This window comes from Nocardia yunnanensis, assembly GCF_003626895.1.
Taxonomy (GTDB): domain Bacteria; phylum Actinomycetota; class Actinomycetes; order Mycobacteriales; family Mycobacteriaceae; genus Nocardia; species Nocardia yunnanensis.
Genome location: NZ_CP032568.1, coordinates 1,561,233 through 1,587,064, shown reverse-complemented (window position 1 = coordinate 1,587,064; position 25,832 = coordinate 1,561,233). Strand labels below are relative to the sequence as shown.

The following is a 25,832-nucleotide window of genomic DNA, read 5'->3' as shown; positions in this document are numbered from 1 at the left end:
GGTGCCGAATCCGCAACGGATCGGCACCGGCGAGAGGTCACTCGGTGATGAGGCGGATATCCTCGCCCGCTTCGTCGGTGGGATCACCGTCGACGGTGAACCAGTGCGTCACCTCGCCGTCCTCGAGGTCGGCCGCGACATCGCCGGAGGGCAGCACGGAGAGTGCGCCCGCGGTGGCGGAGGCGAGGAATTCGCCGATGGCGGCCAAGCCGGTGGAAGACGTGGTGTACGTGGTGGATTCGTAGTCGATCTCGTTGTCCGTGCGCAGGGTGGTGGCACGGTCGAGCGCCTCGGACTGGGTGAGGGTGGCCCAGTTCTCGGCGGTGCGATAGACGAAAGCGGGATCGGTTTCCGCCAGCGGCCGCACGCGGTCGGTGTAGGAGACCGGGTGCGCCGGACGGGCTGACAGGTCGGCCTGGACCTTCGGGTCGGAAGGCACCAGCCAGCGCGCCGAGCTGGCGGCCGGTTCCTGGGTGATGCCGAAACCCGCTCCCGCGGCAAGGATCTCGCCGAAGGAGAGGCCGTCGGCGTAGAGCACCGCGGCACCGGCCTTGTGAATCGCCCACACCGCCACGACCGCCTCGACGGTGTGCGGCAGCGCCACCGCGACGATGTCGCCGGGACCCGCGCCACGGTCGATCAGCAGGCGCGCCAGCTGCGAGCTGCGCCGATCCAGCACGTGGTAGGCGATCTCCTGACCGTCGGACAGCAGCGCCGGAGCCTGCGGATCCTCCTCGACGACCTCGGCGAGCACATTGGCCACCGTGGCGATACCCACCCGCGCCGGCTCCACGGCCGAATCCGCCGGGGTGACAGCGCTTTCGGCGAGGATACGGGCGCGTTCGGAGGCATCGAGGATATCGATGTCGCCGACCAGGCCCTCGGGATCACCCAGCAGCGCATCCAGGATCCGGTCGAAGCGCGCCGCCAGGACGGCGACCTCGTCGGCGGTGAAGCGGCTGGTCAGATACCGCATCCCGATCTCGATGGCTTCGCCGGCCATGATCACCAGCGACATCGGGTAGTGGGTGTTGTCGTTGATGCCGACACCACTGACCGACATGCCGTCGATGGAGCTGGCCGCCGCGATCGCGTCCTTGTCGACCGGGTAGGACTCGAACGCCATCATGGTGTCGAATTCCGCTCCGGCACCGGCCAATTGCAGGATCTCGGTGAGCCCGATGTGGTGGTGCTCGAGCAGATCGGCCTGATCGTGCTGCACCCGCTGCAGCAGCCCGCCGATGGTCAGTCGGTCGTCGACGCGGATGCGCACCGGCACCGTGTTGATGAACAGACCCACCATCGACTCCACACCCGGCAGGTCGCCGGGGCGACCGGACACGGTCGCGCCGAACACCACGTCGCTGCGCCCGGTGAGGCGTCCCACCAGCACCGCCCAGGAGGTCTGGATCAGCGTGTTGAGCGTGACGTTGAGCTCCCCGGCGCGCTTGGTGAGCGCGCGGGTGCGTTCGGCGTCGATATCCAGTGTGTAGCGGCCGATTTCGAAGTTCTCGTCCCGCCCGGTGGCCGGCGCGAGCTGGGTGGGCTCGGTGACCCCCGCCAGCGCCCGCTGCCAGGCCGCCAGCGATTCCTCGCGGTCGCGTCCGGCAAGCCAGGCCAGGTAGTTGCGGAACGACGCCACCCGCGGCAGCGCCGACAGATCGCCGCGCACCGCGTACAGCACCAGCAGATCGCGCATGAGCAGGGGCATCGACCAGCCGTCCACCAGGATGTGGTGGGTGGTGATCACCAGATGCACCAGCTCGTCGCTGATCCGGAACACGTTGAACCGCATCAGCGGAGCGGCCGACAGATCGAAGTGATCGGCGCGATCGGCCTCGATCATCTCCCGCATGCGCGGATTGCGTTCGGCCTCCGGCAGCTCCGTCAGGTCGATGACCTTGAACGGCGCCTCCACCTTGCCCATGACGACCTGGTGGGCCTGGCCGTCGGCGTCGGTGACGAACGCGGTCCGCAGGCTCGGGTACCGGTCCAGGATGGCCTGCGCGGCCACCTGCAACCGGTCGATGTCCACCACACCGCTCAGATCGAGCACGGTCTGAATGGTGTAGACGTCCACCGTGTTCTGCGTCAGCAGCGCGTGGAACAGCAGACCCGACTGCAGCGGCGAGAGCGGCCACACATCCGACAGCGCCGGATAGGTGCGCTCCCACACCTCGATATCGGACTGCGCGACCTCCACCAGCGCCAGGTCCGACGGCGTGAAGCCGCCCGCCTCGGGCCGCGTGGCATGCGCGGCCAGCGCGCTCAGCGCCGCCACGAACAGATCCGCGAACTCCTGCACCCGTTCCCGCTCGAGCAGTCCGCTCGGGTAGGAGAAGGCCGCGCCCAGCTGCGGGCCGTCCTCGCCGTCGGTGACGATGGCATTGATGTCGAGGGTGGCGTTGGCGGGCATGTCGGCGTCCATGTCGCCGTCGAGGCGACCCAGATCGTCGACCGGCACCCAGCCCAGTTCCGCCATGCCCTCGGGCACCTCGCCCGCCGACATGCGACCCAGGTAGTTGAAGCTGATCTGCCCGACATCCCGCAACTGCGCAGCGGTTTCGGGGTTGAGGTGCCGCAGCAGACCCCAGCCCAGACCCTTGTCGGGCAGCGCCAGCAACTGCTCCTTCACCGTTTTCACGATGTCGCCCAGGGCTTTTCCGCCCTCGAACGCGTCGGCGAGGTCGGCGTCGTGCAGGTCCAAACGGACCGGGAAGGCCGCGGTGAACCAGCCGACGGTGCGCGAAAGATCCGCGCCCGCAACGATTTCCTCTTCGCGACCGTGACCCTCGAGCTTGATCAGCGCCGAACCGCCCACGGTCTCCCCGCGCCAGCGCGCGACCGCCATGGCCAGCGCCGAGAGCAGCCCGTCGTTCACGCCACCCCGGTACAGGCCCGGGATGGAGGTCAGCACGGCCTCGGTGACCGCTGCCGGCACCGACACCTCGATCCGCTCGACGGTGGCGAAGGTGTCGACCGCCGGATCGAAGGCCCGCGACCCGAGCAGCGGATCCGGGGTCTCGGTGACCCGCTGCCAGAACGGCAGTTCCGCGACGCGCGCCTCGCTGCGCGATTCCTCGACCAGCGCATGCGCCCAACGCCGCATGGAGGTCCCGGTCTCGGGCAGCGCGATCGGCTGGTCGAAGGCGACCTGCGACCACGCCAGACCCAGATCCGGGATCAGGATGCGCCACGACACACCGTCCACCACCATGTGGTGCGCGACGATCAGCAGCACGTCCCGGCGCACCCGCGCCTCGTCGGAACCCTCGGGGGCGAAGGCGAACCACACGAACTGCACCATGGCCGCGTTCGCCGGATCCAGACGACCCAGCGCCGCATCGAATTCGATGCTGCCGACCCGCGTCAGCTCCTCGTCGGAGACATCATCGGCCAGCTCCACCCGATGCACCAGCGCGTCGACATCGACGGCTCCGCGCGGCAGCGCCTCGAATTCGAAGCCGTCGGTGGCGTTTCCGCGCAGTCGCGACCGCAGCACATCGTGGTGATCGAACAGCGCCGAGATCGCGCCCACGAGCACCGGACGCGTGATCCCGTCCGGCAACCGCAGCGGCATGGTCTGCGAGAACCGTTCGTACGACGGGCTGTTGGACAGAATCGCGTGCATGATCGGCGTCAGCGGAATGTCGCCGACCCCGCCGCCCGGCAGTTCCGCCAGCTTCTGCTGCGTGGTGTCGCCGCCCAGCGTAGCCACCTCGGCCAGCCCCGCGACGGTCCGCTGTTCGAACACGTCACGCGGCGAGAACACGATGCCGCGCGCCTTGGCCCGCGAAACCAGCTGAATCGACAGGATGGAGTCGCCGCCGAGCGCGAAGAACGAGTCGTCCGCGCCGACCTGCTCGACGCCGAGCACATCGGCGAACACCTCGGCGATGGACGCTTCGAGTTCGGTGACCGGCGCGCGGAACTCGCGCGCGGTGAACACCGGCTCGGGCAGCGCCCGGCGATCCAGCTTGCCGACCGGGGTCAGCGGGATCTTGTCCAGCACCGTGATGGCCGTGGGCACCATGTATTCCGGCAGGCGGCCCGAGACGTGCTCGGTCAGTGCCGCGATGTCGATGGTGCGTCCGGCCACCGGCAGCACGTAGGCCGCCAGGATGGTGGCCCCGGCCTCGAAGCCCGGGGAGGCGGGGCGCTTGTGGCCGACCGTGACCGCGAAGTCCACGGTCTCATGCGAGGCCAGCGCCGCGTCGATCTCACCGAGCTCGATGCGGAAACCGCGCACCTTCACCTGGAAGTCGTTGCGGCCCACGTATTCCACCTCGCCGGTGGGGGTCCAGCGGACCACGTCACCGGAGCGGTACATGCGTTCGCCGGCCACGAACGGGTTGGCGACGAACCGCTCGGCGGTCAGGCCCGGGCGGTCGTGGTAGCCCCGGGAGAGCTGAATACCCGACAGGTACAGCTCGCCCGCGACGCCCACCGGCACCGGCCGCAGTCGCGCGTCCAGGATCAGCGCCTGCATACCGCGGATCGGACCACCGATGGTGACCAGATCGCCCGGCGTCAGCGCATCGCTGATATTGGTCATGATCGTGGTCTCGGTGGGGCCGTAACCGTTGTGGAACGCACGAATCGTGCGGTTCTCCAACGGAATCGCCCACTTCTCCACCAGATCGGCAGGCACCGCTTCACCACCGGCGACCAGCACCCGCAGCGAATCCAGACCCTTGGGGTCCAGCGTCGCGAGCGCGGCCGGGGTGATGAACGCATGCGTCGCGCGCTCGCGCTGGATCAGCTCCGACAGCTCCTCGCCGCCGTAGACGCCCGGCGGCACCACCACGAGCGTGCCGCCCGCGCCGATGGCCAGCAGGTACTCCAGCACCGACGCGTCGAACGACGGCGACGCGAAATGCAGTGCCCGCGAACCGGAGTCGAGGTGGTAGCGCACGATCTGCTCGGTCGCGAAGTTCGCGAGACCGGCGTGGGTGACCACGACGCCCTTGGGCATGCCCGTGGTGCCGGACGTGTAGATCACGTACGCCACGTGCTCGGGCCGCACCGCACCCCACCGCTCGGTGTCGGTGACGAGTTCCGCGGAGTGCGAGGCGATTTCGGCCTGCACCATGGGATCGTCGAGCGAGATCCAGCCCGCCAGGCTCTTGACCGGCGGCAGCCCGTCCAGCTCGGCGCCGACCGTCAAGCCCAGCACCGCGCCGGAGTCGTTGACCATGTGCGCGATGCGGTCCGCCGGGTAGGACGGATCGACCGGCACGAACGCCGCGCCCGACTTGGCCACGGCCCAGATGGCCAGCACCGATTCGAACGAGCGCCGGATGGCCACGGCCACACGGGTTTCCGGTCCGGCGCCGCGTTCGATGAGCACCCGCGCCAGGCGCGAGGAGGCGGCATCGAGTTCGGCGTAGCCGAGGGCCTGGCCGTCGAAGACGACGGCCTCGCCGACCGGGTTGTTGGCGACCGCGTCGGCCAGCAGTTCCGGCAGGGTGCGCGGCGCGATGGCCGGACCGCCCGTGCGGGAGATCAGGTCGGCGCGTTCGGCGGCATCGAGGATCTCGAGGTCGCCGACGGCCTTGCGCGGCGCGGCGACGATCTCGCTCAGCAGCCGGACGAACCGGTCCGCGAAGCCCTCCACCGTCTCCTGATCGAACAGGTCACGCGCGAAACCGAATTCGGCGTACATGCCCGCGTCCGCGTCGGCCGGGGCCTCGGTCAGGGTGAGCATGAGGTCGAACTTGGCGATCTCGTTCTCGAAGTCGACCGCCGAGGCCCGCAGGCCGGGCAGCTCGAACGAGCCGGTCGGCAGGTTCTCGAACGACAGCGCCACCTGGAACAGCGGGTGCCGCGCGGTGGAGCGCTCCGGGTTGATGATCTCCACCAGCCGCTCGAACGGAATGTCCGCGTGCGCGAACGCCGCCAGATCGCTGTCCTTGTTCGCGGCCAGCAGCTCGGTGAACCCGGTCTGCCCGCTCACCTCGGTGCGCAGCACCAGGGTGTTGACGAACATGCCGATCAGGTTGTCCAGCTCGGCCTCGCCACGGCCCGCGATGGGCGCGCCGATGGCGATATCGCTGGTCCCCGACAGGCGCGCCAGGAACACCGCCAGCGCGGTGTGCACGACCATGAACATGGTGGCGTTGTTGGTGCGCGCGATCTGCTGCAACCCGCGGTGCAGGTCGTTGCCGATCGGGAACAGCACCCGGCCGCCGCGGAAGGACTGCGCGTTGGGGCGCGGCCGATCCGAGGGCAGGTTGAGCTCGTCGGGCAGATCGGCCAGCGCGGTGCGCCAGTAGTCGGCCTGCGCCGAAATCAGGCTGTGGGCATCGTCTTCCGAGCCGAGGACCTCGCGCTGCCACAGCGAGAAGTCCGCGTACTGCACCGGCAGCGGCGCCCAGCCCGGCTGCACGCCGGCGGCGCGGGCGGCGTAGGCCACCATGACGTCGCGGGTGAGCGGGCCCATCGACCAGCCGTCGGCGGCGATGTGGTGGGTGACGAACACCAGCACGTGCTCGACCTCGGCGCCGTTGTCGCCCAACGACTCCGGGGCGCCCTCGACGCGGAACAGCGCGGCGTGCACCGGCACCTCGGTGGTGACGTCGAAACCGGTGCCGATGAGCGCGGCGATCCGCTCGGTCACCGACTCGGCCGACACCACGACCGGCGTCAGATCCGGAATCGCCTGCGCCGCAGGCACGATCACCTGCACGGCCGCACCGTCGACCTGCGGGTAGATGGTCCGCAGCGTCTCGTGCCGTCCGATCACGTCGGCCACGGCCTGCCGCAGCGCCGCCACATCCAGCGCCCCGGTCAGCCGCACCGCGACCGGCACGTTGTACGCGGCGGAGGCGGTGTCGAACTGGTTGAGGAACCACATGCGCTGCTGCGCCAGCGACAGCGGGACATTGTCCGGTCGCGCGACCGCGGTGAGCGCCTTGCGATCTCCCGCACCGGCGTGCTGCTCGACCTTGGCGGCCAGACCCGCGACCGTCGACGCCTCGAACACGGCGCGCACCGGCACCCGCGCGTCCAGGGCCGCGCCGATGCGCGCGGCGACCTGGGTGGCGAGCAGCGAGTTGCCGCCGAGGGCGAAGAAGTCGTCGTCCGCGCCGACCCGCTCGACCCCGAGGACCTCGGAGACGACGCTCGCCACGATCTCCTCGATCGGGGTGGACGGTGCCCGGAACGCGGTGGTCTCGAACTCCGGCTCCGGTAGCGCTTTGCGGTCCAGCTTGCCGTTCACATTGAGCGGCAGGGCGTCCAGCACCACGAACGCCGACGGCACCATGTAGGACGGCAGCGCGGCGGTCAACGCCGACTTCACCAGCGGCACATCCACACCCGCGCCGGAGGGCACCAGGTAGGCGACCAGGCGATCGCCGGTGCGCGCGTCCTGCTTGGCCAGCACCGCGGTCTGCGCGATCTCCGGCAGCGCCAGCAGCGCCGCCTCGATCTCACCGAGCTCGATACGGAAGCCGCGGATCTTCACCTGGAAGTCGGTGCGGCCCCGGTACTCGAGCTCGCCACCGTTCCACGCGACGAGGTCACCGGTGCGGTACATGCGATCGCCGACCGCGAACGGGTTGGCCACGAAGCGATCCGCGGTCAGGTCCGGTCGCGCGAAGTAGCCGCGCGCCAGCTGCGCACCGGCCAGGTACAGCTCACCGGAGACGCCGTCGGGCACCGGGTTCAGGCGGGCGTCGAGGACGTACACCCGCGAGTTCCATTGCGGCGCACCGATGGACACCGAACCGGAGTCGGCATCGGTGACCAGGTGCGTGGTGATGGACACCGCGGCCTCGGTCGGCCCGTACAGGTTGAACAGTGCCGCGTCCGGATTACCGGCACGGAAGCGCTGCGCCACCGAAGCGGGCAGCGCCTCACCGATGGCCAGCACCCGGCGCAGCGAATCGTTCAGCGTGCCTTCGGCTTCGGTGACCAGCGCGTCCAGCATGGACGGCACCACATGCAGCGTGGTGACCCGCTCACGAGCCATCAGCTCGTTCAGATACGTCGGATCCCGGTGGCCATCGGCCGCCGCGATCACCAGTCGCCCACCGGACACGGCGGCCGACCAGAACTCCCACACCGACAAATCGAAGGTGGCGGCGGTCTTGAGCAGCACCGCATCGTCGGCGCCCAGCCCGAATTCCGCGCTCTTGTACTGCAACTGGTTGGCGATGGCCGCATGCGGCACCGCCACGCCCTTCGGACGCCCGGTGGAACCGGAGGTGAAGATGACATACGCGGTGTTGGCGGCGGTCAGCTCGCGCACCCGCTCGGCGGCGGTGACCGGCGCGGTCGAATGGCCGGACAGCTCCAGCTCATCGATCCGCAGCACTTCCACCGTCATTCCGGCGTGCTTTTGGCCGGAATCCAACGCCTCGTCGTGTAGATCCCGGCCAACAAGCGCGCCGGGATGACGGGGCTGAGGCAGCTCGAAACCGTCACGGGCCGTGGTGAGCACGCACGCGGGGGCCGACGTCTCCAGGATGTAGCCGACGCGCTCGGCAGGCTGATCCGGATCGACCGGCACGTAGGCCGCACCGGCGACCGATACCGCGTACATGGCGACCACGAGGTCCACCGAACGGCGAATGGCCAGGGCCACCCGGTCTTCGGTGCCGATGCCGCGGGCGATGAGCTCGCGCGCCAGCTGGTTGACCCGCGCACCGAGTTCGGCGTAGGTCAGGGTCTCGCCGTCGGGTCCGACCAGGGCGATGGCGGTCGGCTTGGCCGCGACCGTCGACTCCAGCATGGACACCAGCGTCGCGGCCGAATCCACCTGATGCGCGGTCGCGTTGCGGGCGTCGAGGATCTCGGCCCGCTCGGCCGCCGCCAGCAGTTCGATCTCGCCGACCGCGGTGCGCGGCGCGGACACGATCTCGCGCAGCAGGTGCACGAACCGGTCCGCGAACCCGGTCACGGTGTCGCGGTCGAAGATATCGGTGGCGTAGGTCAGGATGCCGGTAATGCCCTCGGCCGCACCGTTTTCAGAGTAAATGTCCGACACGATCAAGTGCAGGTCGAACTGCGACAGCTCGGTGTCCACATCCAGGCCCGACACCGTCAGCCCCGGCAGTTCCAGGGTGGAGCGGGTCAGGTTCTGGAACGACAGACCCACCTGGAACAGCGGATGCCGCGCGGTCGAGCGCGCCGGGTTGAGCACCTCGACCAGCCGCTCGAACGGCACGTCCGCATTGGCGTACGCCTGGATGTCGGTCTCACGCTGCCGCGCCAGCAGCGCCGCGAACGGTTCCCCGCCCTCGACCTGGGTGCGGAACACCAGCGTATTGACGAACATGCCGATCAGGTCGTCGAGCACGGCCTCACCGCGACCGGCCATCGGGGTGCCGATGGCGATGTCGTCGGAACCCGACAGCCGCGCCAGCAGCACCGCCAGCGCGGTGTGCACGACCATGAACAGCGTCGCACCCTCGGTGCGCGCCAATTCGACCAGGCCCGTGTGCAATTCGGCGTCGATGCGGATGTCGATCTTGCCGCCGTGGAAGGACTGCACCGCCGGACGCGGCCGATCGGCCGGCAGATCCAGCTGATCGGGCAGCCCCGCGAGGGCCTGCTTCCAGTAGGCGACCTGCTTGGCCGCCAGCGAATCCGCGTCGTTCTCGTCACCGAGCAGTTCACGCTGCCAGATCGAGTAATCGGCGTACTGCACCGCCAGCGGCGTCCAGCCCGGCTTCTGCTTGATCGAACGCGCCGCGTACGCGGTCATCAGGTCCCGGGTCAGCGGAGCCACCGAGGAACCGTCACCGGAGATGTGGTGAATCACCAGCGCCAGCACGTATTCCGCGGGCGCGGCCGCGTTCGGGTCGACCGCCGGGTACTGCCCGGTGGGGGCGATATCGGCGAAGTCGAAGGTGTAGGCGGCCGCGTGCGCCGCCGCCTCGGACTCGGCGACCGGAGCCGCTGAACCGTCTTCGATCTTGAACAGCGCCACCTTGATCGGCACCTCGACGGTGACGTCGAAGGCGGTGGAGGTCAGCTCGACCACCGCGCCCACGACCTCGTCGGCGGTCACCGTGCGCACCTGCAACTCGGGCACGGCCTGCGCCGGCGGCAGGATGACCTGCACCGGACCGTCCTCGGTCTGCGGGTAGATGGTGCGCAGGATCTCGTGGCGCGCAACCACATCCGCGATCGCCGCCCGCAGCGCGTCCTCGTCGAGCAGGCCCGACAGCCGCACCGCAACCGGCACGTTGTAGGCAGCCGAGGCGGTGTCGAAGCGGTTGAGGAACCACATGCGCTGCTGAGCCAGCGACAGCGGAATATTGTCCGGCCGCGCCACCGCGGTCAGCGCCTTGCGGCCGGCCCCGGCGTCGCGTTCCACGCGGGCGGCCAGCGCGGCCACCGTGGACGCCTCGAACAGCAGTCGCACCGGCACCCGGGTGTTGAGCGCCTCACCGAGACGCGCGGCGACCTGGGTGGCCAGCAGCGAGTTGCCGCCCCACTGGAAGAAGTCGTCGTCGAGGCCGATGCGGCCGCTCTCGACGTGCAGCACGTCGGCGAACACGCCCGCCACGATCTGCTCGATCGGGCTGACCGGCGCCCGGAAGACCGCCTTCTCGAAGGTGGGTTCCGGCAGCGCCTTGCGGTCGAGCTTGCCATTGGCGTTGAGCGGCAACGCGTTGAGCGGCATGAACACCGACGGAATCATGTACGACGGCAGCTCGGCGGCCAGCGCGGACTGCAACTGCTGCTTGTCGGGATCGCCGTCGGTGCCGACCACGTACGCCACCAGGCGGTCGCCCAGCACCGGGTCGGTGTGCGCGACGACCGCGGCGGAGGCGATGGAATCCACGCGCAGCAGCGCGGATTCGATATCGCCGAGCTCGATGCGGAAGCCGCGGATCTTCACCTGGAAGTCGGTGCGGCCCCGGTACTCGAGTTCGCCGTTGTCCTGCCAGGCGACCAGGTCACCCGTGCGGTACATGCGGGAACCGTTGCCGAAGCGCGGGGAGGCGGAGCGGAAGGGGTTCGCCACGAAACGATCCGAGGTGAGGTCGGGGCGGCCGAAGTAGCCGCGCGCCAGCTGCGCACCGGCCAGGTACAGCTCACCGGAGACACCCACCGGCACCGGCCGCAGGCGCGAATCCAGCACGTACACCTGGGAGTTCCATTCGGGCGAGCCGATGGACACCGACACCTCGTCGCCGGCGGAGACGCGGTGGTTGGTGATGGACACCGCGGCCTCGGTCGGGCCGTAGAGGTTGAACAGTTCGGTGCGCGGCCGCTCCCGCAGCACGCGCTGCGCCAGCGGGCCGGGCAGCGCCTCACCAATGGCCAGGATGCGCCACAGCGAATCGGGCAGGCCGTCGGTGAGCAGCGCGTCCAGCATGGACGGCACCACGTGCAGGGTGGTCACCCATTCGCGCGCCATCAGCTCGTTGAGGTACGCCGGATCCTTGTGCCCGTCCGGCGCGGCGATGACCAGGCGGCCACCGCAGGCGACGGCCGACCAGAATTCCCACACCGACAAATCGAAGGTGGCGGCGGTCTTGAGCAGCACCGCATCGGCCGGATCGAGCCCGAATTCGGTGACCTTCCACAGCAACTGGTTCACGACCGCGCCGTGCGGCAGCGCCACACCCTTCGGGCGGCCGGTGGACCCAGAGGTGAAGATGATGTACGCCGTGTTGGCGGCGCTCAACTCCCGCACCCGCTCGGCGGCGGTGACCGGCGCGGTCGAATGGCCGGACAGCTCCAGCTCATCGATCCGCAGCACTTCCACCGTCATTCCGGCGTGCTTTTGGCCGGAATCCAACGCCTCGTCGTGTGGATCCCGGCCAACAAGCGCGCCGGGATGACGGGGCTGAGGCAGCTCGAAGCCGTCGCGGGCCGTGGTGAGCACGCACGCGGGGGCCGACGTCTCCAGGATGTAGCCGACGCGCTCGGCGGGCTGGTCCGGGTCGATCGGCACGTAGGCGGCGCCGGCCTTGGCGACCGCGTACATGGCGACGACCAGGTCGGTGGAGCGGCGGATGGCAAGCGCCACGCGGTCTTCGGTGCCGATGCCGCGCGCGATGAGCTCACGCGCCAGCTGGTTGACGCGAGCATCCAGCTCGGCGTAGGTCAGCTGCTCGGCCCCGTCGGCGGAATCCGCCACGATGGCGATGGCCTTCGGGTCGTCGGCCACCGACTTGTCGAGCAGCGAGACCAGGGTCGCGGTGCTCGCGCCGTCGAACACCGAGTCCACATCCTGCGCGGTGTCGTTCCAGCGCTGCAGGATTCGCGTGTTCTCGGCCTCGTCCAGCAGGTCGATGTCACCGACGGCGACGGTGGTGTCGGCGAGGATGGCATCGAGCACCCGCACGAACCGGTCGGCGAAGGACCGCACGGTCGATTCGTCGAACAGGTCGGTGGCGTAACCGAATTCGGTGAGGATCTCGGCGGGGGTGCCGTCCTCGGTGTAGCGGTCGTAGAGGGTGACGTGCAGGTCGGTCTTGGCCAGCTGCGAGTCGAATTCGACGGCGGCCACGTGCAGGCCCGGCAGTTCGAAGGCGGTCTCGGCCAGGTTCTGGAACGACAGGCCCACCTGGAACAGCGGGTTGCGCGCGGTGGAGCGCACCGGGTTGAGCACCTCGACGAGACGCTCGAACGGCACGTCGGCGTTGGCGAACGCCTCCAGGTCGCGTTCGCGGACCTCGGAGAGCAGATCGGCGAAGCTCGCGTTGCCGTCGACCTGGGTACGGAACACCAGGGTGTTGACGAACATGCCGATCAGATCGTCGAGTTCGCGTTCACCGCGGCCCGCGATCGGGGTGCCGACCGCGATGTCGTCGGTGCCCGAGAGCCGCGCCAGCAGCACCGCGAGCGCGGCGTGCACGACCATGAACAGCGACGCGTTGTTGGCGCGCGCCAGCTCGTGCAGTTTGGCGTGGCGTTCGGCGTCGATGTCGAAGCGCAGCGCCTTGCCGTGGAACGACTGCGCCGGGGGACGCGGCCGGTCGGTGGGCAGCTCCAGCTGATCCGGCAGCCCCGACAGCGTCCGCGTCCAGTACGAGACCTGCTGGGCGGCAAGCGATTCCGCGTCGTCCTCGCGGCCGAGCACCTCGCGCTGCCACAGCGCGTAGTCGGCGTACTGCACCGGCAGCGGAGTCCACTGCGGCACATCGCCGTTCACCCGGGCCACGTAGGCGGCCATGATGTCGCGCGCCATCGGGCCCATGGAGGAGCCGTCGGCGGAGACGTGGTGGACGGTGAACGCCAGCACGTGCTGGGTGGTGGCGCTGTCGGAGATGCGGAACATCTTGACCGCCAGCGGCACCTCGACGGTGACGTCGAAGGTGGTCATGGCGAATTCGATGACCTTACCGAGCAATTCGCCCTCGGTCACGTCCTCGGGCACCAGCGTCAGGTCGGTCTGCGCGGTGGGCAGCACGACCTGGTGCGGGCCGTCGGCCGAGCGCGGGTACACCGTGCGCAGCACCTCGTGCCGGGCGATGACGTCGCCGATGGCCTGCTTCATGGCGTACAGGTCCAGCGCGCCGGTGAAGCGCACCGCCAGCGGAATGTTGTCGACCGCCGAGGTGCTGGTGTCGAACTGGTTGAGGAACCAGTAGCGCTGCTGCGCCGGGGACAGCGGCATGAACTCGGGCCGCTCACCGGCGACCAGGCTCGGCCGCCGGCCGGATCCGGCATTGCGCTCCACCCGCGCGGCCAGCGCCGCGACCGTGGACGCCTCGAACAGATCGCGCACCGCCAGCTGGGTGTCCAGCGCCGCGCCGAGGCGGGCGGTGACCTGGGTGGCGATCAGCGAGTTGCCGCCGAGTTCGAAGAAGTCGTCGTCGAGGCCGACCCGGCCGACGCCCAGGACGTCGGAGAAGGTGTTGGCGACGATCTCCTCGATCGGGGTGGACGGGGCCCGGAAGACCTTGGCCTCGAACACCGGCGCGGGCAGCTGCTTGCGGTCCAGCTTGCCGGAGGCGTTGAGCGGGAAGGCGTCCAGCACCACGAACGCGGTCGGCACCATGTAGCCGGGCAGACCGTCGGTGAGTTCGGCGCGCACCGCGTCGAGGTCGACGCTGTGGCCGGTGGCCGGGATGACGTAGCCGACCAGCTGCTCGCCGAGCCGCTCGTCGCTGCGCACCACGACCACCGACTGGGCGATGGATTCGATTGCCGTCAACGCGGATTCGATCTCACCGAGCTCGATGCGCAGACCGCGCAGCTTCACCTGGAAGTCGGTGCGGCCCAGGTATTCGATCTCCCCGCGGCCGGTCCACTTCACCAGGTCGCCGGTGCGGTACATGCGCTCGCCGTGGTGGAACGGGTCCGCCACGAAGCGGTCGGCGGTCAGGTCAGGTCGCGCGACATAGCCGCGCGCCAGCTGCACGCCCGACAGGTACAGCTCACCCGCGACACCCGGCGCGACCGGGTGCAGACGCGAATCCAGCACGTAGACACGGGTGTTGAACACCGGCGCGCCGATCGGCACCGACACCGTGTCGCTGTCGAGGACCTCGTGATAGGTGACGTCGACCGCGGCCTCGGTGGGGCCGTACAGGTTGTGCAGGCGCGCACCGGTGAGCTCGCGCAGCTTCTGCGCGGTCGGCGCGGGCAGCGCCTCACCGGAGGCGAAGACCTGCTGCAGCGTGGTCAGCGCGGCCGCCTTGTCGGCGTCGGCTTCCAGACCGGCCACGAACACCGACATCATCGACGGCACGAAGTGCGCCGTGGTGACACCGGTTTCGATGATCAGGTCGGCCAGGTAGCCGGGATCGCGGTGCCCGTCGGGCTTGGCGATGACCAGGGTCGCGCCGATCTGCAAGGGCCAGAAGAACTCCCACACCGACACGTCGAAGGTGGCAGGGGTCTTCTGCAACACCACGTCGTCGTCGAACAGACCGTATTCGGTCTGCATCCACACCAGGCGGTTGACGATCGCGGAGTGGCTGACCGCCACACCCTTCGGGCGGCCGGTCGAACCCGAGGTGAAGATCACGTACGCGGTGTTGTCACCCCGCAGCGGAGCGACCCGATCGGCGTCGGTGATCGGGGCATCCGAGTATCCGGACACGTCCAGTGCATCGATCAGCAGTGTGCCACCCGTCATTCCGGCGTGCTTTTGGCCGGAATCCACCCCGTCGTGTGGATCCCGGCCAAGAAGCGCGCCGGGATGACGGGGTGGGGTGAGCTCGAAATTGTCGCGTGACGTGGTCAGTACGCACACCGGCTGTGCGATGTCGAGCACGTACTGGTTGCGCTCGGCCGGGTGGTCGGGGTCCAGCGGCACGTAGGCGCCACCGGCGAGGGTGACGGCGTACATGCCGACCAGCAGCTCGAAGGAGCGGCGCATGCCCAGGGCCACATAGGAATCCGGGCCGACGCCCTCGGCGATCAGGTGTCGCGCGAGCCGGTTGGCGCGGGCGGCGAACTCGCCGTAGGTGAGGCTCTCACCCTCGAACACCAGGGCGGTGAGCGTCGGGGTGTGCTTGGCCTGGTTGGCGAACATCGAGGCCAGGGTGACCTCGGTGTCGAAGCGCGGGGAGGCGGAGCGCCTCTTACCGCCGAGGGCGACGCGCTTGACGTCGTACTCGGTGGCGTTCCAGGAACGCAGCACCTGACGGCGTTCGGTCTCGTCGAGCAGCTCGATATCGCCGACCAGCGCGGTCGGGGTGGCGACCACGGCCGACAGCAGCCGCACCAGGCGCTGTCCGAACGCGGCGATGGTGCGCGCGTCGAACATGTCGGTGGCGTAGGCGAATTCGGCGGTCATGCCGTCGCCGTCCGCACGCTCGGTCAGGTTGAGATGCAGGTCGAACTTGGCGGTGACCACGTCCAGCGGCACGCCCGCGACTTCCAGACCCGGCAGGGTGAAGGTGGCCTCACCGGTGTTCTGGAACGACAGCATCACCTGGAACAGCGGATGCCGCGCCTGCGAGCGGGCCGGGTTGAGGATCTCCACCAGCCGCTCGAACGGCAGGTCCGCATGGCCGAAGGCGGCCAGGTCGGTGTCCTTGGTGCGCGCCAGCAGCTCGGTGAACTTCGCACCGGAATCGACCGCGGTGCGCAGCACCAGGGTGTTGACGAACATGCCGATGGCGTCGTCGAGGACCTGCTCGCCACGACCGGCGACCGCGGTGCCGATGGCGATGTCGTCACCGTTCGACAGACGCGCCAGCAGCGCCGCGAACGCGGCGTGCACGACCATGAACAGCGACGCGCCGTGCTCGCGCGCCAAGCCGTTGAGCGCGGTCAGCAGCTCGGCGTCGATCGAGAACTGGTGCACCCCACCGGCATTGGACGCCACCGCCGGGCGCGGCCGGTCGGAGGGCAGGTCGATCTGGTCGGGCAGCCCGGCCAGTTCGCTGCTCCAGTAGGAGACCTGCTGGGCGATCAGGGAATCGGCGTCGTCCTCGTCGCCGAGGGTCTCGCGCTGCCACAGCGCGTAGTCGGCGTACTGCACCGGCAGCGGAGCCCACTGCGGCGCTTCGCCATTGGCGCGCGCGGCGTAGGCGATCATCACGTCGCGCGCCAGCGGGCGCACCGACCAGCCGTCACCGGAGATGTGGTGGACCACGAAAACCAGGACGTGCGTGGGCTGCTCGGCGTCGGAGACGCGGAACAGTCCGGCGCGCACGGGGGCCGACGCGGTCACGTCGAAGCCGGTGAGCACGAGCCCGGCGATGCGGTCGCGCAACTCGGCCTCGGTCACCGCGATCGGGGACAGACCAGTCCCGCCGCCATGGATACCGGCGTCGGCGGCCGAGTCCAGGCGGACCTGGTCGGCGGGCAGAATGACCTGCACGCCACGGCCTTCGGCGTTCTCCGGGTAGACCGTACGCAGCACCTCGTGGCGCTCGAGCACATCGCCGACGGCGGCCAGCAGGGCGTCGGTGTCCAGATCGCCGGTCAGGCGCACCGCCAGCGGGATGTTGTTGACGGCCGACGCGGTGTCGAAGCGGTTGAGGAACCACATGCGCTGCTGAGCCAGCGACAGCGGAATCTCGTCCGGCCGCTGCTGGGCGACCAGTTCACTGCGCGCACCGGTGCCCGCCTGCGCCTGAACGCGAGCGGCCAGTCCGGCCACGGTCGGGGCGTCGAACAGCGCGCGAACCGGGATCCGGGTGTCCAATGCCTGCCCGACACGCGCCACCACCTGGGTGGCGATCAGCGAGTTGCCGCCGAGTTCGAAGAAGTCGTCGTCCGCGCCGACCGGGCTGTCCAGGCCGAGCACCTCGGCGAAGACGGCCGCCACGATCTCCTCGGCGGGCGTTGCGGGAGCGCGGAATTCGCGGGCGGCGAACTCCGGCTCGGGCAGCGCGCGACGATCCAGCTTGCCGTTGGCGCTGAGCGGGAAGCCGCCCAGGGCCACGAACGCGGCCGGGACCATGTAGGACGGCAGCAGGCCACCCAGGTGGGTGCGCAGCGCTTCGGTGTCGAGGACGTTCGCGTCCAGCGCGACCGGTTCGGTGGTCGGCGCGGACGCCGGGACCACATAGGCGACCAGCGCGTCGCCGGTGCGATCGTCCGTGCGCAGCACCACGACTGCCTGGGCGATCGACTCGTGGGCGGTCAACGCCGCCTCGATCTCGCCGAGCTCGATGCGCAGACCGCGCAGCTTCACCTGGAAGTCGGTGCGGCCCAGATACTCCAGCTCGCCCGCCGCGGTCCAGGTGACCAGGTCACCGGTGCGGTACATGCGCTTGCCCGGAGTGAACGGGTTGGCCACGAAGCGATCCGACGACAGGTCGGGGCGCGCCACGTAGCCGCGGGCCAGCTGCACGCCGGCCAGGTAGAGCTCCCCCGCCATACCCGGCGCGACCGGGTGCAGACGCGAATCCAGCACGTACACCTGGGTGTTGAAAACCGGGCGGCCGATCGGCACGGTCTCGGTATCGGCGTCGGTGACCTCGTGATAGGTCACGTCGACCGCGGCCTCGGTGGGGCCGTACAGGTTGTGCAGGGCCGCGCCGGTCACCGCGCGCAACCGCTGCGCGGTCGGTGCGGGCAGCGCCTCACCGGAAGCGAAGACCAGCCGCAGGCTCTGCCCGACTGCCCCTCCGCTGCGCTTCGGGGCGGGGTCCGCGGCGCTGGGAGTCCCGTTCTTCCCTCCCTCCGCTCCTCCGCTTCGCTCCCCCGCTCCGCTCAGTCCAGAACGGGACGCGCCGCGAACCAGCGAGCTGTCCCCCTTCGCAGCCATCGAAGACTCGAGCTCGGCGACGAACACCGCGAGCATCGAGGGTACGAAGTGCGCTGTCGTAACGCCTTCGCGGGCAATGGTTTCCGCCAGGTACACCGGGTCCCGGTGGCCTTCGGGCTTGGCTACGACCAGCTTCGCGCCGATCTGCAAGGGCCAGAAGAACTCCCATACCGACACGTCGAAGGTCGCGGGGGTCTTCTGCAAGACCACGTCGGTAACGGTCAGCCCGTACTCGGCCTGCATCCACACCAGACGATTCACGATGGCGCTGTGGCTGACCGCCACACCCTTCGGGCGGCCGGTCGAACCCGAGGTGAAGATCACGTACGCGGTGTTCGAAGCCCGCAGCGGCGCAAGACGATCCGCGTCGGTCAGCGGCGCATCCGAGTAGCCGGACAGGTCCAGCTCATCGATGCGCAGGACCTCCGTCATTCCGGCGTGCTTTTGGCCGGAATCCAACGCCTCGTCGTGTGGATCCCGGCCAAGAAGCGCGCCGGGATGACGAGGGCTGGACAGCTCGAAAGCATCGCGTGAGGTCGTGAGCACGCACACCGGCTGCGCCGTCTCGAGCACGTAGTCGATGCGGTCGGCGGGCTGATCGAGGTCCAGCGGCACGTATGCGCCACCGGCCTCGACGATCGCGTACATGGCGACCACGAGATCGAGGGAGCGGCGAATGCCCAAGGCCACCAGGGACTCCGGGCCGACCCCCGCCGCCACGAGCTTGCGAGCCAGCTGGTGCACGCGTGCGCCGAACTCGGCGTAGGACAGAGTTGTCCCCTCGTACGCGACCGCGGTCGCGTCGGGAGTCCGCGCGGCCTGCGCCTCGAACAGCGCGACCAGGGTCTCCCCCGCATCGCCGGAGGCGCTGCGCACGATCTCGCCCTCGGCGGTGGTCTCCGCCGACAGCGTGCCCGAGGTCAGTTCCGCCAGCACCGAATCCACGTCCGCGGTGGTGCGGTTCCAGTCGCGCAGCACACGGGTGCGCTCACCGGACACGAGCAGGTCGATATCGCCGAGCGCCCGCTCCGGCCGGGCCACGATGGCCCGCAGCAGCAGGTCGAAGCGATCGGCGAAGCGCGCCACGGTGGCGGCGTCGAACAGGTCGGTGGCGTAGATGAGTTCGGCGGTCATACCCGACGGGGCGGAATGGCCGTTGCCGGCGACCTCGCTGGCGGTGAACTGCTCGGTGAGCACCAGCTGCAGGTCGAACTTGGCGGTGTCGATGGGCAGGTCGACCGCGCTGACGGTCAGACCGGGCAATTCCAGTTCGGTGATGCCGGTGTTCTGGAACGACAGCATGACCTGGAACAGCGGATGCCGGGCCTGCGAGCGGGCCGGGTTGAGGATCTCCACCAGCCGCTCGAACGGCAGATCGGCGTGACCGAACGCCTGAATGTCGGTGGCGCGCACCGCGTCCAGCAGGTCGGTGAAGCCACGACCGCCGTCCACCTCGGTGCGCAGCACCAGGGTGTTGACGAACATGCCGATCAGGTCGTCCAGCGCCCGCTCGCCACGACCGGCGACCGGGGTGCCGATGGCGATATCGGACTCGCCCGACAGCCGCGCCAGCAGGGCGGCCAGCGCCGAATGCATGACCATGAACAGGGTCGCGCCGCGGGTGCGGGCGAGTTCGGCCAGCTTGGCGTGGGTGTCGGCCTCGATATCGAAGACATGGGTCGCGCCGCGGCCCGAAGCGACCGCGGGACGCGGCCGATCCGAGGGCAGATCGAGCTGATCGGGCAGGCCGCGCAGCGAGTCGCGCCAGTACGAAACCTGCTGCGAGATCACCGATTCGGCGTCGGACTCGTCGCCCAGCACCGCGCGCTGCCACAGCGCGAAGTCGGCGTACTGGACCTCCAACGGCTGCCAGCCGGGTTCGCCGCCCTCGACGCGCGCGCCGTAGGCGGTCATGACGTCACGGGTCAGCGGGCCCATGGAGAAGCCGTCGGCCGAGATGTGGTGCACCACCAGCGCGAGCACGTGCTCGGTGGGGCTGATCTCGAACAGCCGGGCCCGGAACGGCACCTCGGCGGTGACGTCGAAACCGGTCAATAGGAACTCCGAAAGCGCCTGCGGGAGTTGCGCTTCGGTCACCTCGACCGGGGTCAGGTCCGGGATGACCTGCCCGGTGGGCACGATCTCCTGGAACGCCTGCCCGTCGATCTCGGGGTAGCGGGTACGCAGCGACTCGTGCCGCGCCAGCACATCGGCGACGGCGATCTGCAGCGCCTGGCGATCCACCAGACCCGACAGGCGCACGGCCGCCGGGATGTTGTCCACGGCCGATTCGGGATCGAACCGGTTGAGGAACCACATGCGCTGCTGCGCGAGTGACAGCGGCAGCCGCTCGGGGCGTTCCTGCGCGGTCAGCGCCTGGCGAGTGCCGGTGCCGGAATGGGTTTCGGCCTTGGCGGCCAGCGCGGCCACCGTCGAGGACTCGAAGATCTCGCGCACACCAAGGTGAGTGTCCAGCGCCGCGGACAGGCGCGCCGCGACCTGGGTCGCGATGAGCGAGTTGCCGCCGAGGGCGAAGAAGTCGTCGTCCAAGCCGACCCGGTCCAGGCCGAGGATCTCGGCGAACACCCCGGCCACGATCTGCTCGACCGGGGTCACCGGCGCACGGAACACCGCGGCCTCGAACACCGGCGCGGGCAGCGCCCTGCGGTCCAGCTTGCCGGAGGCGTTGAGCGGGAACTCGTCGAGCACCATCAGGATCGACGGCACCATGTAGGACGGGACGCTCTCGCCGATCTCCCGGCGCACCTTCTCCACGTCCACGGTGTGGCCCGCGGCGGGAATGACGTAGCCGACCAGCTGATCGCCCGCGTGCGGGTCGTGCGCTCCGCCTCCCCGCGCTTGCACCACGACGACCGACTGGGCGATGGAATCCAGTGCGGTGAGCGCGGATTCGATCTCGCCGAGCTCGATGCGCAGACCGCGCAGCTTCACCTGGAAGTCGGTGCGGCCGATGTAGTCCAGCTCGCCGTCCGTGGTCCACACCACGAGGTCACCGGTGCGGTACATGCGCTCGCCGTCCCCGAAGGGGTTGGCCACGAAGCGATCCGCCGACAGGTCCGGGCGCGCCACGTAGCCGCGTGCCAGCTGCACACCGGCCAGATACAGCTCACCCGCGACGCCGACCGGCACCGGCCGCAGTCGCGAATCCAGCACGTACACCTGGGTGTTGAACACCGGGCGGCCGATCGGCACCGAGTCCACGTCGGCGTCGACGACCTGGTGGTAGGTGACGTCGACGGCGGCCTCGGTCGGGCCGTACAGGTTGTGCAGCTCGGCCCCGGTGAGCTCGCGCAGCTTGTGCGAGGGCTTGGGCGCCAGGGCTTCACCCGAGGCGAAGACCATGCGCAGGCTGGTGCAGCGGGCAGCGGACTCCTCTGCCACGAATACCGCGAGCATCGACGGCACGAAGTGGGTGACCGTGACGCTTTCCCGGGCGATGAGATCGGCCAGATAGGCCGGATCCCGGTGGCCTTCGGGCTTGGCCACGACCAGCTTGGCGCCGATCTGCAACGGCCAGAAGAACTCCCACACCGACACGTCGAAGGTGGCGGGGGTCTTCTGCAACACGACGTCGTCGGCGGTCAGACCGTACTCGGCCTGCATCCACAGCAGACGGTTGACGATGGCCGCGTGCGGCACCGCCACACCCTTGGGGCGGCCGGTCGAACCGGAGGTGAAGATGACGTAGGCGGTGTTCGAATCCCGCAGCGGCGCACGGCGTTCCGCATCCGTCAGCGGTGCGCCGGAGTAGCCGGCCAGATCGACGGCGTCGATGCGCACCTGCGCGGTGTCGATGGCCAGATCCTCACCGGAGGTCAGCACCGTCACCGGATCGGCGGTCTCGAGGATGTACTCGATCCGCTCGGCCGGATGATCGGGATCCAGCGGCACGTAAGCGGCACCGGTCACGGCCACCGCGTACATGCCGACCACCAGATCGATGGACCGGCGCATACCCAGCGCCACAAACGATTCCGCGCCCACGCCGCGCTCGATGAGCCAGCGCGCCAGGCGGTGCACCCGGTCGCCGAACTCGGCGTAGGACAGACTTGTCCCCTCGAAGCTCAATGCCGTCGCGTCGGGAGTCCGTGCGACCTGCGCTTCGAACAGCGCGACCAGTGTGTTCGGATCCGCGACCGTCATTCCGGCGTGCTTTCGGCCGGAATCCAACGCCTCGTCGTGTGGATCCCGGCCAAGAGCATGCCGGGATGACGAGGGGACGAGTGCCGCCAAGGCTGCGTCGACGTCGAATGCGGTGTCGTTCCACGTCGTCACCACAAGCTCTCGCTCGGCGGCGTCGACCAGTTCGATATCGCCCACGGCCGCAGCGGGTTCGGTGGTGAGCGCGGTCAGCACCCGCACCAGACGGTCGGCGATGCGGCGGACGGTGTCCTCGTCGAACAGGTCGCGCAGGTAGCCGGCGCGGATGCGCAGGCGGGTGTCGAGCTGGGCGATCAGCGTCAGCGGGTAGTGGGTGGCGTCGGCGGCGTCCAGGCCGGTGACGGCCATGCCGTCGATGTCGGCGGCCTGGGCGCGAATGCCTTCGGCGTCAACGGGATACGACTCGAACACGACCAGCGTGTCGAACAATCCGCCGATGCCGGCGGCCGACTGGATGTCGGCCAGGCCCACGTAGTGGTGATCGAGCAGGTCGGCCTGCTCGCCCTGGGTGCGGGTCAGCAGCGAGCGCGCCGACTCGGCCGGGTCGAAGGCGACCCGCACCGGGACGGTGTTGATGAACAGGCCCACCATGGACTCCACGCCCGCCAGCTGCGCCGGGCGGCCGGAGACGGTGGTGCCGAACAGCACGTCCTCGCGACCGGTGAGCCGGCCCAGCAGCAGACCCCAGGCCACCTGGAGCACGGTATTGGGGGTGACGCCGATCTCGGCGGCCAGCGCGGTCAGGCGCGCGGTCGCGGCCTCGTCGAGCTCGAAGAAGTACTCGCCCGACAGCGCGGTGATCTCGCGACCCGCGTCGGGACGGGTGAGCAGGGTCGGCTCGGAGACGCCGCGCAGCGAGTTCCGCCACGCCGCCAGCGACGCCGAACGATCCTGCTGCGCAACCCATTCCAGGAAGTAGCGGTAGGACCGCACCGGCGGCAGCACCGCGGTGTCGGAGTGCGTGGCGTAGAGCACCAGCAGGTCCTGCATGAGCAGCGGCATGGACCAGCCGTCGAGCAGGATGTGGTGGTTGGCCACGGCCAGCTGGTAGCTGTCCTTGCCGGTGCGCACCAGCGTGTAGCGGATGAGCGGCGGCTCGGTCAGGTCGAAACGCTGGACGCGGTCGGCGGCCAGGATCTCCGCGGCCCGCGCGGCGCGGGCGTCCGCGTCGGCGATATCGGTGAGATCGTGTGCGGCCCAGGCGACCTTGACGCCGTCGACGACCACCTGCACCGGGATACCCGAGGCGTCGTTCACGTAGGCGGTGCGCAGGATCTCGTGGCGGTCCAGCAGCGCCTGCGCGGCCGACCGCAGCCGGTCGCCGTCGACGCGTCCCTCGAGGGTCAGCACGGCTTGCGCGGTGTAGACGTCCACCGAGGTGGCGGCGAGCTGCGCGTGGAAGAGCAGACCGCCCTGCAGCGCGGACAGCGGCCACACCTGGTCGATCTCGCCGTAGCGCTGTTCCCAGTCGTCGATATCGCGCTGGGTGACGCGCACCAGGCCGAAGTCGGACGGGGTGTGCCCGCCCGCCCGCGCCGAATCCGCGTGCTTGGCAACGGCTTCCAGTGCCGCGATCCACAGCGCCGCGAATTCCGCGATGGTCTCGGCGTCGAGCAGGGTGCTCGGGTAACCGATCTGCGCGGTCAGCTTGTCGCCGGCCACGATCGCGTTGATGTCGATCGGGGCCATGGCGGGCATGTCGGCGTCGTAGGCCCCGGCCAGCTCCGACAGTTCCGGCGCCGGAATCCAGCCGAAGCCGCGCAGCGCCTCGGGCACATCGCCCTCGGCGACGCGACCCAGATAGTTGAACGAGACCTGGCCGGGCAGCTGCTTGGGCAGCTGCGCGGCGGTGTCGGAGTTCATGTAGCGCAGCAGGCCGTAACCGATGCCCTTGTCGGGCACCGACAGCAGCTGCTCCTTGACGGCCTTGATGGCACGGCCCATGGCCGGACCGCCGGTGAGGGCGGCGTCCACGTCGATGGCAGACAGGTCGAAACGCACCGGGAAGATGGCGGTGAACCAGCCGACCGTGCGCGACAGATCCGCGCCCGGCACGACCTCTTCCTCACGGCCGTGACCTTCCAGCCGGACCAAAGCAGACTTCTCCCCCAGGCCCTTGGCGGCGCGGAACTTGGCCACCGCCAACGCGAGTGCGGTCAGCAGACCGTCGTTGACACCACCGTGGAACAGCGCCGGCACCGTGGTCAGCAGCGACTTGGTGGCCTCGGCCGACAGCTCCACCTTGTGCTTGACGATGGTGGCGGTGACGTCCACGGCCGGATCCATGGCCCGCTCGGTGAGCAGCGGATCCGGGCCCTCGACGACGCCGCGCCAGAACGCCAGCTCGGCGACGCGCTCCTCGGTGGCGGCCTCGCGCTCGAGGGCGTGCGCCCAGGTGCGCATGGACGTCGCGGGAGCGACCAGCTCGGGGGTCTGTCCGGCGGAGATCTGCCCCCACGCGGACACGAAGTCCGGCACCAGGATTCGCCACGTGACACCGTCGACCACCAGGTGGTGCGCGGCGACGACGAGGCGACCGGCACGCGAGGCATCGGAAGGCTCCAGCCACACGAACCGGATCACCTGTCCCGCAGCCGGATCCAGCTTGTCGAGCGTGGCATCCAATGCGGCGGTGGCGATCTCGAACAGCTGCTCGTCGGTCGCGTTCGCGTCGAACTCGGTGCGGTCGATGAGCGCATCCGCGTCGATCGTTCCCGCGGCGGCGGTTTCGACGATCCAGTCCGCGTCCGGCACCCGCCGCAGGCGCGCCCGCAGCATGTCGTGGCGGTCGATGACCGCGCCCACGGTGGCCGCGATACCCGCCCGGTCGATGCCGACCGGCAGCTCCAGGGCCATGCTCTGGTTGAAGCGGCCGAACTCGCCCGACCGGCCCGCCATGAACCGCACCACCGGGGTCAACGGCATGACACCCACGCCGCCGCCGGGCAGCTCGCTCAGCTGCGGGGTCGAATCCGTCTGCCCGTCCGTGGTTTCCGCGACCGCGGCCAGCCCGGACACGGTGCGCTGCTCGAACACGTCGCGCGGCGAGAACACCACGCCGCGCGCCTTGGCACGCGACACCAGCTGGATGGAGACGATGGAGTCGCCGCCCAGCGCGAAGAACGAATCGTCGATACCGACCCGCTCCAGACCCAGCACCTCGGCGAACACCTCGGCGATGGTGTGCTCGAGCGCATTGCGCGGCGCCCGGAACACCACCTCGGTGGCGAAGACCGGCTCCGGCAGCGCCCGGCGATCCAGCTTGCCGACCGGGGTCAGCGGCACCCGATCGATGACCATCACCGACGACGGCACCATGTAGGCGGGCAGACGGCCCTCGACATGCGCGGTCACGGCCGCCACATCGATCGAATGGCCCGGCGTGGCAACCACATACGACACCAGCGACGTCGCGCCGGCGGCGTTCTTGTGGCCGACGGTGACCGCGAAGTCCACGCTCTCGTGCGAGGCCAGCGCCGCGTCGATCTCGCCCAGCTCGATACGGAAG

General features: G+C 69.7%; 1 protein-coding gene (only partly in view). It reads right to left on the bottom strand.

Features of this window, described 5'->3' with window-relative positions; all coding sequences use genetic code 11:
• Positions 1 to 37 precede the first annotated feature (37 nt).
• Positions 38 to 25,832: the 3' portion of a non-ribosomal peptide synthase/polyketide synthase gene (locus D7D52_RS07230; RefSeq protein WP_120735610.1), read on the bottom strand. Its footprint extends 18,830 nt past the window's final position; only the last 25,795 of its 44,625 coding nucleotides appear in the window; its start codon lies off the right edge, out of view — the gene reads right to left on this strand; its stop codon occupies positions 38 to 40.